14 protein-coding genes are annotated in these 17,185 nt (G+C 39.2%); 8 read left to right on the top strand and 6 right to left on the bottom strand.

Translation table 11 applies throughout. The annotated features are described in order from the left end of the window. Positions 1-53: 53 nt before the first annotated feature. Positions 54-1,247, bottom strand: coding sequence for a glycine C-acetyltransferase (locus tag PAND9192_RS03165; RefSeq protein WP_087852497.1), 1,194 nt, complete (start codon positions 1,245-1,247; stop codon positions 54-56). Positions 1,248-1,538: 291 nt separating this feature from the next. Between PAND9192_RS03165 and PAND9192_RS03160 the strand changes: the two genes are divergently transcribed. The 4 genes from PAND9192_RS03160 (at position 1,539) to PAND9192_RS03145 (ending at position 5,208) form a co-directional block, all read left to right on the top strand. Then, positions 1,539-2,462, top strand: a complete 924-nt coding sequence (locus PAND9192_RS03160; RefSeq protein ID WP_087852496.1) for a LysR family transcriptional regulator — start codon at positions 1,539-1,541, stop codon at positions 2,460-2,462. 176 nt (positions 2,463-2,638) lie between these two features. Continuing rightward, entirely contained in the window at positions 2,639-2,926 is a 288-nt protein-coding gene (locus PAND9192_RS03155; RefSeq protein WP_087819654.1) for a hypothetical protein, read from the top strand. 148 nt (positions 2,927-3,074) lie between these two features. Continuing rightward, positions 3,075-4,202: an anhydro-N-acetylmuramic acid kinase gene (locus PAND9192_RS03150; RefSeq protein WP_087852495.1), complete on the top strand. Its 1,128-nt coding sequence runs from the start codon at positions 3,075-3,077 to the stop codon at positions 4,200-4,202. A 46-nt stretch (positions 4,203-4,248) separates the two neighbouring features. Then, positions 4,249-5,208 carry an LD-carboxypeptidase gene (locus PAND9192_RS03145; protein ID WP_087852494.1) on the top strand — a complete coding sequence of 320 codons (960 nt, stop codon included), beginning with the start codon at positions 4,249-4,251 and terminating at the stop codon, positions 5,206-5,208. Between the two features lie 73 nt (positions 5,209-5,281). Here the strand turns inward: PAND9192_RS03145 and def are convergent, their stop codons facing one another. Continuing rightward, complete coding sequence (gene def / locus PAND9192_RS03140) at positions 5,282-5,794, bottom strand: peptide deformylase (RefSeq protein ID WP_087852493.1); 513 nt, start codon at positions 5,792-5,794, stop codon at positions 5,282-5,284. Between the two features lie 516 nt (positions 5,795-6,310). On the opposite strand from def, the gene PAND9192_RS03135 reads away from it, so the two are divergent. Beyond that, the gene (locus PAND9192_RS03135) at positions 6,311-8,512 is read left to right on the top strand and encodes an immunoglobulin-like domain-containing protein (RefSeq protein ID WP_087852492.1); all 2,202 of its coding nucleotides are present in this window, start codon (positions 6,311-6,313) and stop codon (positions 8,510-8,512) included. A 63-nt stretch (positions 8,513-8,575) separates the two neighbouring features. On the opposite strand, the gene PAND9192_RS03130 is transcribed toward PAND9192_RS03135, so the two are convergent. From PAND9192_RS03130 to ppsA, 3 genes are all read right to left on the bottom strand, one after another. After that, on the bottom strand, positions 8,576-10,540 hold the full coding sequence (locus PAND9192_RS03130; RefSeq protein WP_087852491.1) for a response regulator: 1,965 nt from the start codon (positions 10,538-10,540) through the stop codon (positions 8,576-8,578). Between the two features lie 17 nt (positions 10,541-10,557). Next, positions 10,558-11,436, bottom strand: coding sequence for a sulfurtransferase (locus PAND9192_RS03125; RefSeq protein ID WP_087852490.1), 879 nt, complete (start codon positions 11,434-11,436; stop codon positions 10,558-10,560). Between the two features lie 139 nt (positions 11,437-11,575). Continuing rightward, a complete protein-coding gene (gene ppsA, locus PAND9192_RS03120; RefSeq protein WP_087852489.1) occupies positions 11,576-13,942 on the bottom strand; it encodes a phosphoenolpyruvate synthase in 2,367 nt (788 codons plus the stop codon). Between the two features lie 151 nt (positions 13,943-14,093). Here ppsA and ppsR point away from each other — a divergent pair, with 151 nt between their 5' ends. From ppsR to PAND9192_RS03105, 3 genes are all read left to right on the top strand, one after another. Continuing rightward, entirely contained in the window at positions 14,094-14,927 is an 834-nt protein-coding gene (gene ppsR / locus PAND9192_RS03115) for a posphoenolpyruvate synthetase regulatory kinase/phosphorylase PpsR (RefSeq protein WP_087852488.1), read from the top strand. A gap of 102 nt (positions 14,928-15,029) precedes the next feature. Next, entirely contained in the window at positions 15,030-15,308 is a 279-nt protein-coding gene (locus PAND9192_RS03110) for a hypothetical protein (RefSeq protein ID WP_087852892.1), read from the top strand. A 93-nt stretch (positions 15,309-15,401) separates the two neighbouring features. Continuing rightward, entirely contained in the window at positions 15,402-16,748 is a 1,347-nt protein-coding gene (locus PAND9192_RS03105) for a DEAD/DEAH box helicase (protein ID WP_087852487.1), read from the top strand. A gap of 53 nt (positions 16,749-16,801) precedes the next feature. On the opposite strand, the gene PAND9192_RS03100 is transcribed toward PAND9192_RS03105, so the two are convergent. Continuing rightward, complete coding sequence (locus PAND9192_RS03100) at positions 16,802-17,164, bottom strand: GlpM family protein (protein ID WP_087852486.1); 363 nt, start codon at positions 17,162-17,164, stop codon at positions 16,802-16,804. Between the last annotated feature and the right edge of the window lie 21 nt (positions 17,165-17,185).

Raw genomic sequence — 17,185 nt, 5'->3', positions numbered from 1 at the left:
TTAACAGACTGCTAAGGCCGTACCGATGTTAACAACGAAAAACGAAAAACAAATTAGATAATAGCCATCTCTTTACCCACTTCAATAAACACATCAATCGCTTTATCAAGTTGCTCGCGAGTGTGTGCTGCTGACATTTGAGTACGAATACGTGCTTTGCCGTTCGGTACTACAGGGAATGAGAAACCGACAACATAAATACCTTTAGCTAATGCGCGCTCAGCAAATTCTGCTGCTACTTTTGCATCACCTAACATAATTGGAATGATCGCGTGATCAGCACCAGCCATGGTAAAGCCCGCAGCTGTCATACGAGTACGGAAATGCGCAGCGTTTAGCCATAGGTTATCACGCAAATCTCCGCTTTCAGCTAGCAGATCAATTACGCGATTTGATGCAGCAACAATTGCAGGTGCTACTGAGTTTGAGAATAAGTATGGACGTGAACGCTGACGTAACCAATCGATCACTTCTTTCTTACCAGACGTATAACCGCCTGATGCGCCACCCATTGCTTTACCTAGTGTGCCTGTAATGATGTCAATGCGATCCATCACATTATGGTGCTCATGAGTACCACGACCATTTGCGCCCATAAAGCCAACAGCATGTGAGTCATCAACCATTACAAGTGCATCATATTTATCAGCTAAATCACAAATAGCAGGCAAGTTTGCAACCACACCGTCCATTGAGAATACACCATCAGTTACGATCAATGTATGACGTGCACCTGCTTCTTTTGCGGCGATAAGTTGTTGCTCTAGCTCTTCCATGTTGTTATTTGAGTAACGGAAGCGCATCGCTTTACATAGGCGTACACCATCAATAATAGATGCGTGGTTAAGCGCATCAGAGATGATCGCATCTTCCGCACCTAAAATCGTTTCAAATAGACCGGTGTTAGCATCAAAACATGAGGTGTAAAGAATAGTGTCTTCCATTCCTAAGAATGCAGATAATTTTTGCTCTAGTTCTTTGTGCGCATCTTGTGTACCACAAATAAAGCGAACCGATGCCATACCAAAGCCATGTTGATCCATGCCCGCTTTCGCTGCTGCAATCAATTCTGGATGGTTAGCTAAACCCAAGTAGTTATTGGCACAGAAGTTCAATACTTCTTCACCAGACTGAATCGACACTGCCGCTTTTTGAGCAGATGTGATAATACGCTCAGATTTGTATAATCCCTCAGCTTTAACATCTTCAATTTGCTGATTAATTTGCTTATAGAATGCAGAAGACATGTGTTCCTCACAGATTTATTGGATGGTAAATAGAGCTCAATCGCTAATAAAATCTAAAAACTATTCTTCCAGACCGATAACATACTACCGTTACAGTATTAAATATCGATATCTAGCTTAATAGCATTCCTTTTACACCTTTTTTATTTGAAAATCGTCAACTATTTGGTGTTTTTTATCAACTCTTTGAACTAGCACTAGATTGGTTACTTTTCAGCATTCTAATTCAAACTTAACCACAGTATTATCCCATACCATGGAAAATGATTATTGAACCTCAGGCACAAATCAATGGAAACTAATAAACTTATCGCACTAATGCCAGATTTAGCCGTATTTATCGTGGTGGTTGATGAAGGCAGTTATACCGCAGCAGCGAAGAAACTCAATGTCACTCCTTCTGCGCTGAGTAAGCAAATCTCTCGGTTAGAAACGGCGCTGTCAGTAAAACTATTAGAGCGCACTACCCGTAAATTGATGATCAGTGAATCAGGCAAACGTATTTACACCCAGTGCACAACCATGTTTGATGCCGCCAAAAAGGCAATTGAAATATCACATTCAGAGCCTATTGTTCCAGCTGGAATGATAACCGTTGCCGCCCCTAAAGCATTTTTATCAATTGTATTACAACCTTTAGTCACCCCATTTTTAACCCAATACCCTGATATTCAATTAAAACTTAAAGCCCGAGATGGCGAAATTGATATTCTAAAAGAAGGGATTGATGTGGTGTTTCGATTGACGGAAAAACCCAGCGAAGATTTGGTATTAAAACAAATCGGCAAAGTCGATCTTATGCTATGTGCCAGCCCAGATTACCTTGCGCTACGCGGGATGCCATCAACACCATTAGATCTTGTTGACCATGATTGTTTGTATTTAGGGGAAACCAGTACTGACAATATCTGGGAATTTGAGCAACAGCAAACACGTCACCGTGTAACAGTCAGTGGCCGTTATGCGGTTAATCACTCTCAAATGCGATTAAATGGCGTCAAAGATAATTTAGGTATTGGCATTTTCCCTGATTTCGTAATTAAAGATGCATTGCAACAAGGCAGTGTTATTCGCGTATTACCGACATGGACAATACGCGGTAATTATCACGGTGATATCGCACTTCAATATGCACCAACCAAGTTTATGCCAGCTCGACTAAGAGCGTTTATTGACTATGTAACAGCAAATTTTAACTCGCAAATCATTGATTAACTGAGAAAATGTGCGTTTTTGTCACTTTTACTTTTTTTAGGGCGTCATTTTTGTCGTGAGACTAAAGTTATCATTTGAACACTACTGATAGACTTACCGCATAAAAGGTCATCACAAAATAAAGGACAATTGGTCCTCTCAATGTATGCCTCCAAATGATAAAAGGATCAGTGTTCATGCACTCAAAAATCATAGAAAATCATGATGAATTAATCCACTGGATGCGTTTAGTCGAGACTGCGTATGGCCGCTCAATTCTAACCGATACGGCAATTCATTTTGTGTCTGGTACTTATGATGACGGTACAACCGGTCATATGATTGAAATCTTCGATCTTGATGACGCTATCATTGCTAGCTCGGCAGTTAGTCATGAATTAGCTGAGTTTGCCAATAAAATGAACAGCGTTGTTCAACAGCAAGGTACACAAAGCCTCGCTGCTTCTCGTGCTGTTATGCATTAATTGCTATCGCTAAAGATTCCATCTACGCTTTATTTCTCAGTCACTTCTGATTAAAGTGACTGCATACCTTATACTTCAATCAGTATAATTAACGGCTTTAACGGGCTTATAAACATACTCGTTAAATTGAAATACAGTGGGAATCGCGATGGAAAAATATATTGGCTTAATGTCAGGCACCAGCATGGATGGCGTTGATGCTGTTCTGGTAGAAATTGACAACAATAATATTCAGTTACTTAGCTCGCATCCCTTTGCTATGGGTAACAATCTAAAACAATCACTATTAGATATCTGTTTAGGCCAACCGACTAATTTGCAAACATTAGGTGAACTTGATCACCGTTTAGGTCATCTCTTTGCTGATGCTGTATTAGCATTACTTGAAAAAACCAAGACTAAAGCTGCTGATATCACTGCGATTGGCAGCCATGGTCAAACAGTATTTCACTCTCCACACACTGAATATGCATTTACGATGCAGATTGGTGACGCCAATATAATTGCCGCCAAAACAGGCATTACTACTGTTGCTGATTTTCGTCGTAAAGATATGGCATTTGGTGGCCAAGGTGCACCGTTGGTTCCCGCTTTCCACCAGCAGCTGTTTAGTTCAAATCAATGTACTCGCGTTATTTTAAATATTGGTGGCATTGCCAATATCACTGTATTAGAGCCCAATAAAGCAGTAACAGGGTTTGATACTGGCCCTGGTAATATGTTGATGGATGCGTGGATCAACCTTCACCAACATAAAAGCTATGATGATAATGGTAACTGGGCCCGTTTGGGTAATGTTAGCACAGCGCTCTTAACGCGTCTGTTATCAGAACCTTACTTAGCCCAACCAGCACCGAAAAGCACTGGTCGCGAGTTATTTAACCTGCCGTGGCTAGAGCAATATTTAACTGAGCCAGCCATCGTAGAACTACAACTTTCTGCTTGTGATATTCAAGCAACATTGACTGAATATAGCGCCCAAACTATCGCTAATGAGGTTATAAAAACCGGCCTAACCCCTGCCATTACACCTAATGAATTATTAGTCTGTGGTGGTGGTGCGCACAACCCGATTTTAATGCAACGACTATCAGAATTACTGCCAAGTTGGCAAGTAATGACAACCGCAGATCGTGGCGTCGATATTGATAATATGGAAGCAATGGCATTTGCATGGCTCGCATACCGTACTATGCATCATCAATCAGGTAATTTACCCGAAGTGACAGGAGCAAGTCGTTTAGCTCAGCTAGGGGCAATTTATCCTGCTGACTAACCTTCGCATTGCTTGATGATTATTTATTTTATGATGAGAGTTATTGATGAACAACCCAACTGCCAATATTGCATATAAAAATATCGCTCTGATTGCTTGCTCAACCCAATTTGATCCAACACAAGTACCTCAGGTTACTGCTATTTTGGCGCAGCATGGTTATCAAGTCAGCTGCCAATACTTACAACAAACCGTGTCTGATCTTGGCTACGTTGATACTGATCAAGCGCGCGCTAATAACCTGATTCAAGCCTTGCTCGATCCTACAGTTGAGGTGTTATGGTTCTATCGTGGTGGTGGCGGTGCATTAAACTTGTTGCCTTATTTACATCGTTATAAGCAACAACTATTAGCGATACCTGAAAAAATAATTGTTGGCTTCAGTGATGTTACTGCGATACATAGCTTTTTAAATAATGATCTTGGGTGGCGTTCAATTCATGGCGTTAACGCCAATAACCATTTAGAAATGAGTTCAGCCAATCAACAACCATTACCCGATATTGCAGCACTGATAGCTGAGGGGATTACGTATAATAATGTCTTACCGCTTAACTTATTAGCGCAACAAACTGCATCTGTCAGTGGTACATTAATCGGTGGCAATCATACCCTTGTAGCGGCAACATTTGGTACTCACTATCAACCCGATTTTGAAGGTAAGATCTTAATACTTGAAGATATTGGGGTTACTTTTCGTCAGTTAGATCGTTATTTACAACAATTACTATTTCTAAAAGAATGTAATGTTAAGGCGATTATTTTTGGTCAATATTATTCGATGGATCCAAACGATGAAGAGCGAATAATGTATAAAACGGTTTTACAACAATTTGCAGCGCAATACGATAAGCCGGTTTATTACTTCCCTTTCTTTGGCCATGGAAAATATAACCAACCCTTTATTCTCGGTGAGAGCATAACGTTACAACGTAACCAAAACTCGGCTAAATTAGAAGTGACTGAGTACGCAGCATGTATTCAAGCTCCCTTCCACAGTAAATAAACCGTCATTATTTACCAATAAAAAAGGCTGCTGAGTAGTTCTCAACAGCCTTTCGATAACGATGATTAGCTTATTACTTCGCTTGCGTCTTCAAGAATTTCTTCACTTTCTTAAGTGCCATTTGGCGTTTAAGAGGTGATAGGTAATCAATGAAAAGAATACCTTTTAGGTGGTCGATTTCATGCTGGAGTGCGATAGCAAGGAAATCATCGCGCTCAAGGTGAATGTCATTACCATCACGATCAAGCGCAGTTAATTCGATTTTTTCAAAACGTTCTACATCTGCGTAGTAATCAGGCACTGATAAACAGCCTTCTTGACCAACCACTGGGTTTTCACCACGAACGATCTTAGGGTTAACGAATACCTGTGGCTCATCACGCTCTTCAGATAAGTCGATAACAATAATCGATTCTTTGCGGCCTACTTGAGGAGCAGCTAAACCAATACCATTACCCGTTTCGTACATGGTGTGTAGCATGTCGTCGATAAGCGTTTGGATATGTTCAGCTTTTACATCTATTACTTCTTCAGCTTGAACACGTAGTTTTGGATTTGGTTCGGTTAAAATTTCTAAAACTGCCATTTTATCTCTTACTTAATCTAGTATTTAGGTTACTTTGCAGTAACTTATCAGATTAACGCTCAGGATCATAATCCCAACGTATATTCTGTTGATAATGCTATTTTACCTAGAAAATGGCCTCAGCAACAATTGATAATAACAATTAATCTAATAAGTAAACTTAACTCAATACTAAAAGCATAATAAAAAAGACCGTTTTATTAATATGTATTCATAATTCAGTCATAACTGATCTCGCTATTATCTCCCCTTTGAGTGTGGTGTCTTTTATATTTGCGCTTACTTTATATATTATTTTTGCTCAAAATATTATCCAGAATAACTCACCGTTCAATTACGTTTGAATAACGACAAATTTCAGTCGAAAAACCACATCAACCCGACAATTAATTGACGATTTAACCACTTGTTTTTAAAGTTTTTTGTTACAAAAATCGCACCTCTAACCTGCTACAACTATGCTAGCATTTATTTGCTCAACAATTACATCTATTATCCTACTTTCAGGGGCAAAAAATGAATAAAAAAACAACTTTTCTAACATTAAACGCTATTGCTCTAGCGTTAACCTCAATGAGTTTTACCGTTAATGCTAGTGAAAAAATGGTTAATCCAGAAGGCGGCGTTGTGGTTGGTTATTGGCATAACTGGGCCGATGGTCGTGGTTATAAGGCTGGTAATGCGCCAGCAATGAGCTTAAAAGCAACGAACCCAATGTATAATGTTGTCGCTGTTTCTTTTATGAAAGTATACGACGTTGCTGAAGGTCGCATTCCTACATTTCATTTAGACCCTGAAACAGGTTTAACAGAATCACAATTTATTGATCAAATTAAACTACTGAACGATCAAGGCCGTGCGGTAATACTAGCGCTTGGTGGTGCTGACGCACACGTTGAATTACAACAAGGTGATGAAGAAGCTTTTGCCGCTGAAGTTATTCGCTTAACTGACCTTTATGGTTTTGACGGCTTAGATATCGACCTTGAACAAGCAGCTATTGATGCTAAAGATAACCAAACGGTTATTCCTGCGGCACTACGTATTGTAAAAGATCACTACCGTGAACAAGGTAAGAACTTCCTTATTACCATGGCGCCTGAGTTCCCATATTTAACTGCTGCAGGTAAATATATTCCTTATATCACAGGTCTAGACGGTTACTACGACTGGATCAACCCACAATTTTATAACCAAGGTGGCGATGGTGTATATGTTGAAGGCCCAGGTTGGATTGCACAAAATAACGATGAACTAAAAGAAGAGTTCATTTATTACATTGCAGATTCATTAATTAACGGTACACGTGGTTTTACGACGATCCCACATGATAAATTAGTGTTTGGTATTCCAACCAATATCGATGCCGCAGCAACAGGTTTTATTAAAGATCCTCAAGATCTCTTTAATGCTTTTGCACGTCTTGAAAAACAGTCACAGCCGCTGCGTGGCGTAATGACATGGTCAATTAACTGGGATATCGGTACTAACTCAGCAGGCCAAGCGTATAACAGTAGCTTTATTAATACCTATGGCCCGTTTGTTCATAGCCAAACACCACCCGTTGTACAACCTGGCAAACCAACGTTCGCTGGTATTACTGATGCTCGCGTGCAGCACAAAACCCACTTTGACTCAATGGCTGGTGTAACAGCTAACGATAAAGAAGATGGTAATTTAACACATTCAATCTCAGTGACAGGCAGCGTTGATACTCAGCGTGTTGGCGACTATGTTGTGACTTATTCAGTAACAGATTCTGATAACAATGAAACGGTGTCGCCGCGTAAAGTCACTGTGTTTAGCGCCCTACCAACTTTCACCGGTGTTGAAAATACAGTTATTAAAATCGGCGAAAGCTTTGATCCACTAGCCGGTGTTTCAGCAGCAGATGCTGAAGACGGTGATTTAACTGCTAATATTACACTCTCTGGTACAGTAAATACCGCTATAGCTGGTCAATATGAGCTTGTTTATACCATTACTGACAGTGCAAACCAAACTGTCACTGTTAAGCGCGTTGTGGTTGTCAATGATGGTTCTATCGTATGCACACCAGCATGGAAAACCGATGCAACTTATGTTGAAGGTGATGTAGTTAGTCACAATGGTAAAGACTGGCAAGCAGGTTGGTGGACACAAGGTGATGAACCAGGAACAACCGGTGAATGGGGTGTATGGCGTGAAGTCGGTGCTACTGACTGCGGCGGTGGCACAGAGCAGCCGGATGTTGATTTTACCGCAACCTTAACAGGCGTTAGTGGTAATTACATTATCACTAACGGCACTGCAAAATTAACGTTAAATTACAGCGCTAACAAAACAAGCTCAGTGCAGATCGATGTTATTGATGCGATGGGCTACCCTGTTGCTGGTGGTCAATATACTGCTAATATCGATAGCAGCAAAACCATTCATATGGTGCTTGAGAATGTAGCTGCAGGTAAACACTCATTACGTATGATCGCTCAATCAAACAATGACAATGTAGAACACCGCTTACAGTTCACATTAGAAGAAAAAGGCACGGTTGAGCCACCAGTAACAGATGTTCCTGCGTATGAAGTTGGTAAGGCATACCTTGCTGGTGATCAAGTTTTAGCAACAGATGGTAATATCTATCAATGTAAGCCTTGGCCTTACACTAGTTGGTGTGCGAGTGCTTCTTATGCACCTGCAACCTCTCAATACTGGGCAGATGCTTGGGATAAATTATAAGTTGCTAACAAATACATAGTCGTTAGTAATTAGTCGTTATCAAATAAGCCAGCAGTAAGTAGATCACTTATTGCTGGTTTTTTGTAATAAGGGCAATGGCTCAAGCTGTAAAAAAGCATGTTCTAATGTTCGTGATAGGGTCTTCTTATCTATTGGCTTTGAGATGTAATCATCCATACCAGCAACAAGGCAATGTTGTTTTTCCTGTTCAAGAACATTGGCCGTTAACGCAATAATATAAGGCTGCACAATATTCATTCGACGGATCCGCTGTGTTGCTTCAATTCCACCCATATTTGGCATTTGGCAATCCATCAATACCACATCTACACCATGATGATGTATATACTCAATCGCTAATGCACCATCACTGACAATATTAATATTCAATAACCCAAATGATGCTAAAAATGCCTTTATTAATTGTTGATTAACCTTGCTATCTTCAACAACTAAAATGCGTTTGTTTGAATAATCACTTAAATCATGATTACAATTTTCACTACAACTGGCAACTTGTGGATGATCACAACATTTTAGATCAATATTAAACCAAAATGTGGTGCCTTTACCGAGTTCACTATCAACATTTAAGGTTGTTAGCATTAACTGGCATAAGCTATTGGAGATAGATAAGCCAAGTCCAGTTCCACCAAATTGACGTGAGATTGAACCATCCGCTTGAGTATAAGAATCAAAAATAGACTCAATACTTTCAGGCGCAATACCAATACCTGAATCCTTAACACTAAAACGTAACTGTTGATGTAACCCTAATTGTTCATGTGCAGTGGTGGCTGTACTCTCAATATCACCCAATAATTCAATTCGTAATTCAATGGTGCCATACGGCGTAAACTTAACTGCATTACCTAATAAATTGGTGAGTATTTGTCGTATTCGTCCCTCATCCGCATCAAAGTAAGGGCAAATATTGGCATTAATATGTGTCTCTAACTTAATACTTTTTTCTCGTAACTTATGTTCAAAAGGAACAATGCAGCCTTGAATAAAGGTTTCTAAATGAAAATGATTAAATCGTAATTCAACATTACCCGCTTCTAATTTTGAATAATCTAATATTTCATCGATAATAATCAGCAATGCCTTGGCAGATTGCTTAATATATTTAACTTGCTGTTTTGATTGGTTATCTAAATTTCTATCCTCTAAACATTGGACAAAACCTAAAACACCATTCATTGGAGTGCGTATTTCATGGCTCATGTTTGCCATAAAATTACCTTTTATGCGTAATGCTTCGTTTAATTTATTCGTTTGTAACTGTAGTTGCTGATTCAACCCTTGTAACTTGGTTTCGTTATTAAAAATGTATTTATCGACTTTAGTGAGTTCAGTTGCTAATAATGATACTTCACTATTATCTTGCTTTAGCCCTGAAATATCCAATCTTCCAGAGCCCATACTAGTTAATTCACGAATAAGATAATTAAGCGGCTGCGTTACTTTGTGGTACATATAAAAAAGAATAAATACAATAAAAAACAAAAAAGGTAAAACATAGATCAATATTTGCATCACGATAGTTTTTAAAATATGACTGGAACTATAATAAACGACATATTTAAAAATAGGATCGCCATTAAAATAAGCTGGGTAACTAAGTAAATAATCCTGCTTATACCAAGATAGCCCAGAAACATATAAAAACGGTCGTAATGATACATCTTGAGCATTATCAGAATGATAATAATGAAGCAGTTGATTATCAAAATCATAAACAGACAGAGAGCGTATTTCTTTATACTGACTAATTAATCGATTAAATTCTAGTGATGACTCGGTATCTTGAAAGACTATTGTATCAATAAATACTGGAGCTAATGCATTCATCATTACGTTAACATTTTTAACTAATCGTTGGGTATTACTGTAATAACTGAGGGTTAATGCCGTTAGCATGACACATATTAATACTCCCCCCATCATTAATGTGATTTTATTAAACAAGCCTTTTTGAATTATTAATGGCTGCTTAATACTGAAGTTTTCAGGTGTCTGTTTCATAAAGTACCCCTTTCGATCTACTTCTCTATGGGTAATCCTTTCTCCGACCACTCTAACCATGAGCCATCGTAGTGAGACACTTTAAATCCAGCTTGCTTCATTAAAAAATACGTCAGCGTCGAGGCTAAGCCTTTATTACAATAAGTCACACTTTTACGGTTTTTATCCAAGGTTGCAAAAATAGCGTCTAGCTGCTTTGGTGTTTTTAATAAATTCGTCCCTGTAATTGTTGTATTAAAAAATACACTATTTTGAATATTCTTTGCCGTTGGTATATGACCAAATTTTTCTGTTGCTGAACGATCTCCTATAAATTCAGCTAAGGTACGGCTATCATAAAGTTGATATAACTCACTATAGGCTGCCACTTTGGCAACGGTTGTACTGGCATACACGGATGAATTTAAAACAGGGAAATATTGAGATGGTTGAGGGATTGTCGGTTTCTTCGTTAGTGGATATTGCTCAGACCAAGCATTAATACCACCGTTAAGGATAGCAATATTTTTAATACCATATAGCTCTAATACCCAAAATAAACGGGCTGCATTTTTAAGATCACCTTGATCATAAATAATGATTTTTTGTGACGTTGTCACTCCCTTTTGTTGTAATAACGGAGCTATTTTATTTATATTTTTCACATAATAAGCATTGTTAATTTCAACATAGGTTAATGCGGTTGGAAAACTAATTGCCGTATTGATATGCCCTTGTAGGTATTGCTCTTGACTGCGAGCATCAAAAATAATCATAGCCTGATTTTCGGTAATTTTTTGTTGTAATTCACTCCCTTCTATAACCCATTCATGCTGACGTTCATTCGCATAGACTGAATCTAACCCACTGAAAAATAGAAATATAAAACTTAATATTGTTATTCTATATTTACTCATAATGGCTTCCTTGCTAATACGAAAAACGTAATACCATCAGTTTCATAACAGTATTTATTAAGCGTAGCAAAGAACTTCAAAAAAGCCCGACATAAAGTCAGGCTTAATATTGTTTTAGCGGATTATGTTAGGCAATCATTTAATGGGGCTTACCTAAAAATGTCCATGTTTCTAATACGGTATCAGGATTTAATGATACTGAATCAATACCTTGATCCATTAGCCAACGCGCAAAATCTTCATGATCAGAAGGTCCTTGACCACAAATACCAACGTATTTACCAGCTTTGTTAGCGGCTTTAATCGCTAACGATAACATTGCTTTGACGGCTTCATTACGTTCGTCAAATAGATGTGCAATATCACCAGAATCACGATCTAAGCCCAATGTTAGCTGGGTCATATCGTTAGAACCAATTGAAAAACCATCAAAATATTTAAGGAATTCTTCCGCTAAAATAGCATTTGAAGGTAACTCACACATCATCATGACTTTGAGGCCATTATCACCGCGACGCAGTTCAAATTTAGCTAATAAATCAATCACAGATGCCGCTTCACTGACGGTACGCACAAACGGGATCATAATTTCTACGTTTTTAAGTCCCATCTTGCTACGAACCCGTTTTATCGCTTCACATTCAAGAGCAAAACAATCTTGAAAATGCGGTGCTATATAACGTGATGCTCCACGGAAACCTAACATCGGGTTTTCTTCTGTTGGTTCATAGTTAATACCACCAACAAGGTTACGGTATTCGTTTGATTTAAAATCCGACATCCGTACTATCACTCGTTGAGGCCAAAATGCAGCCGCTAACGTTGAAATACCTTCCGTTAATTTTTCAATATAAAATTCAACTGGATTTGCATAACCGATAATTCTTTGATCAATTTCCGCTTTTATTTCAGCAGTTTGCTGGTCGTAATTTAGCAATGCTTTCGGGTGAATACCTATCATCTTATTAATGATAAATTCTAATCGTGCCAGACCAACGCCTTCGTTAGGAATACAAGCAAAATCAAACGCACGATCAGGATTACCGACATTCATCATCACTTTTAACGGTAATGTTGGCAATTGCTCAACTTCAGAGCGACGTACTTCAAATTCAAGAATGCCATCATACACATAACCCGTTTCACCTTGAGCACAAGATACAGTTACGTTTTGTCCATCTTGAAGTAATGACATTGCATCACCACAACCGACCACTGCTGGAATACCTAATTCACGAGCAATAATTGCCGCATGACAAGTACGCCCACCACGATTAGTCACGATTGCAGCGGCTTTTTTCATCACCGGCTCCCAATCAGGATCGGTCATATCAGCCACCAGCACATCACCTTGCTGAACTTGATCCATCTGCGATAAATCAGACACAATCCGCACCGGTCCACTGCCAATACGTTGCCCAATAGCACGCCCTTCAACCACGGTTTTGCCTTGATCATTAAGATGAAAACGCTCCATCACTTGTTGATCATCACGTGAGCGTACAGTTTCAGGACGCGCTTGAACAATCAATAACTCGCCAGTATTACCATCTTTAGCCCATTCAATGTCCATCGGACGACCATAGTGCTGTTCAATAATCAGTGCCTGTTTAGCCAACTCCATGATCTCAGCATCAGTTAATGAGAACTGTCTTTGTTCTGCAGCAGTGGTATCGGTAATTTCAACTTGAGTACCAAGATCTTTACCGTCGGCATACACCATTTTAATTAACTTTGAGCCAATAGTACGCCGAACAACGGCTGGATAACCCGCGTTTAAAGTTGGTTTATGAACATAAAACTCATCAGGGTTTACAGCTCCCTGCACCACCATTTCGCCCAATCCCCATGAGGATGTTATGAAAACGACTTGATCAAAACCTGATTCAGTATCAAGGGTAAACATAACACCCGATGCCGCTTTATCAGAACGTACCATACGTTGAATACCCGCAGATAGCGCCACGCCTTCATGATCAAAACCTTGGTGAACACGGTATGAGATTGCGCGATCATTAAACAATGAAGCAAACACATGTTTAGTCGCTTCAATAACGGCATCAATACCACGAACATTAAGGAATGTTTCTTGTTGTCCTGCAAATGAAGCATCAGGAAGATCTTCGGCTGTTGCTGATGAACGCACAGCAACAGATAGCATTTCATCGCCTTCACCAAGTTCTTGATAGCAACGACGAATATCAGCTTCTAATGCGGCTGGTAATGGATTTTCCAATACCCAATTACGAATAGTCTCACCCGCTTGTTTTAATGCATTAACATCATCAACATTCAACTTATCAAGCAAAGCATAAATACGCTGGCTAAGCCCATCAGCTTGTAAAAATTGATTAAAGGCATAGGAGGTTGTCGCATAACCATTAGGGACTTTAACCCCGGCATTGGACAAATTTGCTACCATCTCACCCAGGGAAGCATTTTTTCCACCAACTCTATCAACATCATTCATTGATAGATCACTGTACCAAATAACATTCTGCTGCACGGTAGTTCTCCTTGATCATTTGCTAAAACGAGCGACACTAGCAATCGATTGCTAAACAGTGTTAAAGATATACTCTCTTGTGTTAAGTTATCTTTTCGCTATTCCTGTGAGACATCACAATTGCAACTTTTTTTGAAGGATTCAATATAAAATGCAAAATAAAACCAATTTTCGTGACGTATTTTACATTTCAGATGGGACAGCCATAACATCTGAAACCCTTGGTCACGCAGTTCTCGGTCAATTTTCACTGCAAATCCAACAAACAACTTTGCCTTTTGTGGAGTCAATTGAACGAGCAAAACAAGTAAAAAATCTTATAGATCAATCGAGTGAGAAGTATGGCATTCAACCTTTAGTGTTTTATTCTATTGTTGTGCCGGAAATAAAGCAGATTATAGATCAAGCTAATGCGCTTTTTTATGATGTGCTGAAGGTATTAGTTGAGCCGTTAGAACGCGATTTAGTCATGAAAGCTGAGCCAAAATTACAGCGTTCACGCAGCATAAATAAAGATTCTTCTAGTTATCATGATCGTATTGCAGCAATTGAATATACCCTTGCCCATGATGATGGTGTGTCGCTCAATCATCTAGAGCAAGCAGATATCATTTTATTAGGGGTGTCTCGTTGCGGAAAAACGCCCACCAGCTTATACCTTGCAATGCAATTTGGATTACGGGCTGTCAATTACCCTTTTATTGCCGATGATATGTCAGCCTTAAAGCTGCCTAAAGCCATTGAACCTTATCGGTTTAAAACCTTTGGTCTTACAATAGATATTGAACGATTAGTGGCGATCAGAAATGAGCGTTTTGCCGATAGTGATTACGCCAGTTCAGAGCAATGCCTGAATGAATTACAGCAAGTCGAAGCTATGTTTCGCCGCGAAGCTATTCCCTATTTAAACACTTCATCATTATCGGTAGAAGAAATATCAACACGCTTACTATCAATGAGTGGATTAAAACGAAAAATGTTCTAATTCAATGATATAAATAGAATGTTATTGGTGCAAAAAGATAAACGTGGTTATTTTTATCATGCTTTATTAGAATACTACTTTTGCACAAAGACTGTTGATAGCATGAATAAGAAACCTGATCGTCAAACAGCGATGCGTCTGCTTCTAAATGATGTTAAGCAGGCGTTTCCACTTTATGATCCTGAGACCTTTGTTTGTGGTCCTGATAACAAATGCATTGGCTGTCCTAAAAAATTATTAGAATTAGTTGATACCGAAGTCAGTTATTGGGAGCATGCAATTGAACGTGGGGTTATTCCACAATTTGATGAAATTCGACAGTTTGGCAAACTGTGTAAAAATGTTCGTCGTGGCTTAATACGAAATAATATCATGACCTAATGTCGCCCGTGCTATAATCCGCGTTATTGTTCGTCGGCTATTACCCTGACACTAGGGGAAGCCGTTATTTGATTTATTTATCTGAGATTCTACATGCCTTTCTCTAAGCTTGGATTAAGCGACGCTATCGTTAAAGCAGTAACCGATATGGGTTACACCACTCCTACGCCGATTCAAGAAAAAGCCATTCCGGTGGCACTAACCGGCAAAAATCTGCTTGCTGCTGCGCAAACAGGTACTGGTAAAACGGCAAGTTTTGTACTTCCCATTCTACAAATGCTTGATGATGGTCAGCAAGTACGTGCTAAGCGTGTACGTGCATTGATTCTAGCGCCAACACGTGAGCTTGCAGTTCAGGTTGAAGCAAATATTGTTCAATACAGTAAACATACTAATTTAACCTCAATGGCAATGTATGGTGGTGTTGATTATGAACCACAAAAACGTCGCCTTATTGAAGGTGTTGATATTTTAGTAGCAACCCCTGGCCGTTTATTGGATATGTACACTAAACGTGCTATCCACTTTGATGCGATTGAAATTTTAGTATTAGATGAAGCTGACCGTATGTTAGATATGGGCTTTATTGAAGATATTAATAAGATTATTGAGCGTTTACCGCTTGATCGCCAAAACATGTTGTTCTCTGCAACGTTATCGGCACAAGTACGTTTATTGGCAAAAACTGCGGTACGCAACCCAGTAGAGATCAGTGTTGCTAAAGATGAAGCATCACAGCCTAAAATTGATCAGTGCTTGATCACGGTTGATAAAGACATGAAGTCTTCTCTATTGAGCCATTTAATTAATGAGCAACAATGGGATCAAGCGTTAATCTTCATTGAAACCAAACACGGTGCAGCTAAGTTAGTAAGCCAGCTTGAAAAACGTGGTATTGCTGCTGAAGCTATTCACAGTGGCCGTAGCCAAGGCTCTCGTGCGCAAGTATTAGAAGATTTTAAAGCAGGTAAAGTTAAATACTTAATCGCGACTGGTGTTGCTGCGCGTGGTTTAGATATTGATGAGTTAACCCGCGTTGTTAACTATGATTTACCTTTCCCACCTGAAGAATATGTTCACCGTATCGGTCGTACAGGTCGTGCTGGCTCTAAAGGTGAAGCGATTTCATTTGTATCACGCGATAACTTTAAAAACTTATGCATGATTGAGCGCCTATTAGGTCACTTAATCGTTCGTAAAGAAATTGAAGGCTTTGTACCAACCAAAGAAGTGCCAATTTCTATTTTAAACTTCAAGCCTAAATATCAAAAGCCTGAAAGCAATAATAGTCCTGATGGTAAGCCACGTCGCAATGATAAGCCACGTAGCAATTCACCAAGCGCTGATAAACCAAAGCCTAAGAAGCCAAAAAACCGTAAGCCAATCACTGATCGTGATACTGGTATTCCTCGCGGCACACGCAAGCCTAAATCTGTGTAATTAATATAGCATCGCCATCTTAGTGCAACACATTAAGATGGCGATCGTCATTATTACAGCGAATTAGCAACCAATAATGGGCTCCAACGCGTCCAGCCTACTAACAATAATCCAGCACAACCTAACCATACCACGGTTGCTAACGATAGCGTTGCCGTTAAATTATGGTAATAACTTAATATATACACCGCGACTAAATACCCTGCATACGGCACTAACGAACACAATCCAAACAAGGCCGTCATGCGAAGATCTTCCATACTACGCTCTGAACCAACAATATAATGAGCAATTAATGCAAATGTTGGAAACAAAGGCACTAACCCTGCAATATAAAAGCTCTTACTTTTCGATAGCAATGCAATCAATAGTACTGCAGCTGCACCCAATAAACATTTAAAAAATAATGTTGCCATTCCCTAGTCTCAATGATTACC

The organism is Photobacterium andalusiense (assembly GCF_900185625.1).
Lineage (GTDB): Bacteria > Pseudomonadota > Gammaproteobacteria > Enterobacterales > Vibrionaceae > Photobacterium > Photobacterium aquimaris.
Note: the sequence above shows the minus strand (reverse complement) of the source record. Positions and strands in the feature narration are given on the sequence as shown.

Excerpts from the sequence above, each read along its gene's own strand:
- PAND9192_RS03165 (WP_087852497.1), bottom strand. The coding sequence starts at position 1,247 with ATGTCTTCTGCATTCTATAAGCAAATTAATCAGCAAATTGAAGATGTT.
- PAND9192_RS03160 (WP_087852496.1), top strand. The coding sequence starts at position 1,539 with ATGGAAACTAATAAACTTATCGCACTAATGCCAGATTTAGCCGTATTT.
- PAND9192_RS03155 (WP_087819654.1), top strand. The coding sequence starts at position 2,639 with ATGCACTCAAAAATCATAGAAAATCATGATGAATTAATCCACTGGATG.
- PAND9192_RS03150 (WP_087852495.1), top strand. The coding sequence starts at position 3,075 with ATGGAAAAATATATTGGCTTAATGTCAGGCACCAGCATGGATGGCGTT.
- PAND9192_RS03145 (WP_087852494.1), top strand. The coding sequence starts at position 4,249 with ATGAACAACCCAACTGCCAATATTGCATATAAAAATATCGCTCTGATT.
- def (WP_087852493.1), bottom strand. The coding sequence starts at position 5,794 with ATGGCAGTTTTAGAAATTTTAACCGAACCAAATCCAAAACTACGTGTT.
- PAND9192_RS03135 (WP_087852492.1), top strand. The coding sequence starts at position 6,311 with ATGAATAAAAAAACAACTTTTCTAACATTAAACGCTATTGCTCTAGCG.
- PAND9192_RS03130 (WP_087852491.1), bottom strand. The coding sequence starts at position 10,540 with ATGAAACAGACACCTGAAAACTTCAGTATTAAGCAGCCATTAATAATT.
- PAND9192_RS03125 (WP_087852490.1), bottom strand. The coding sequence starts at position 11,436 with ATGAGTAAATATAGAATAACAATATTAAGTTTTATATTTCTATTTTTC.
- ppsR (WP_087852488.1), top strand. The coding sequence starts at position 14,094 with ATGCAAAATAAAACCAATTTTCGTGACGTATTTTACATTTCAGATGGG.
- PAND9192_RS03110 (WP_087852892.1), top strand. The coding sequence starts at position 15,030 with ATGAATAAGAAACCTGATCGTCAAACAGCGATGCGTCTGCTTCTAAAT.
- PAND9192_RS03105 (WP_087852487.1), top strand. The coding sequence starts at position 15,402 with ATGCCTTTCTCTAAGCTTGGATTAAGCGACGCTATCGTTAAAGCAGTA.
- PAND9192_RS03100 (WP_087852486.1), bottom strand. The coding sequence starts at position 17,164 with ATGGCAACATTATTTTTTAAATGTTTATTGGGTGCAGCTGCAGTACTA.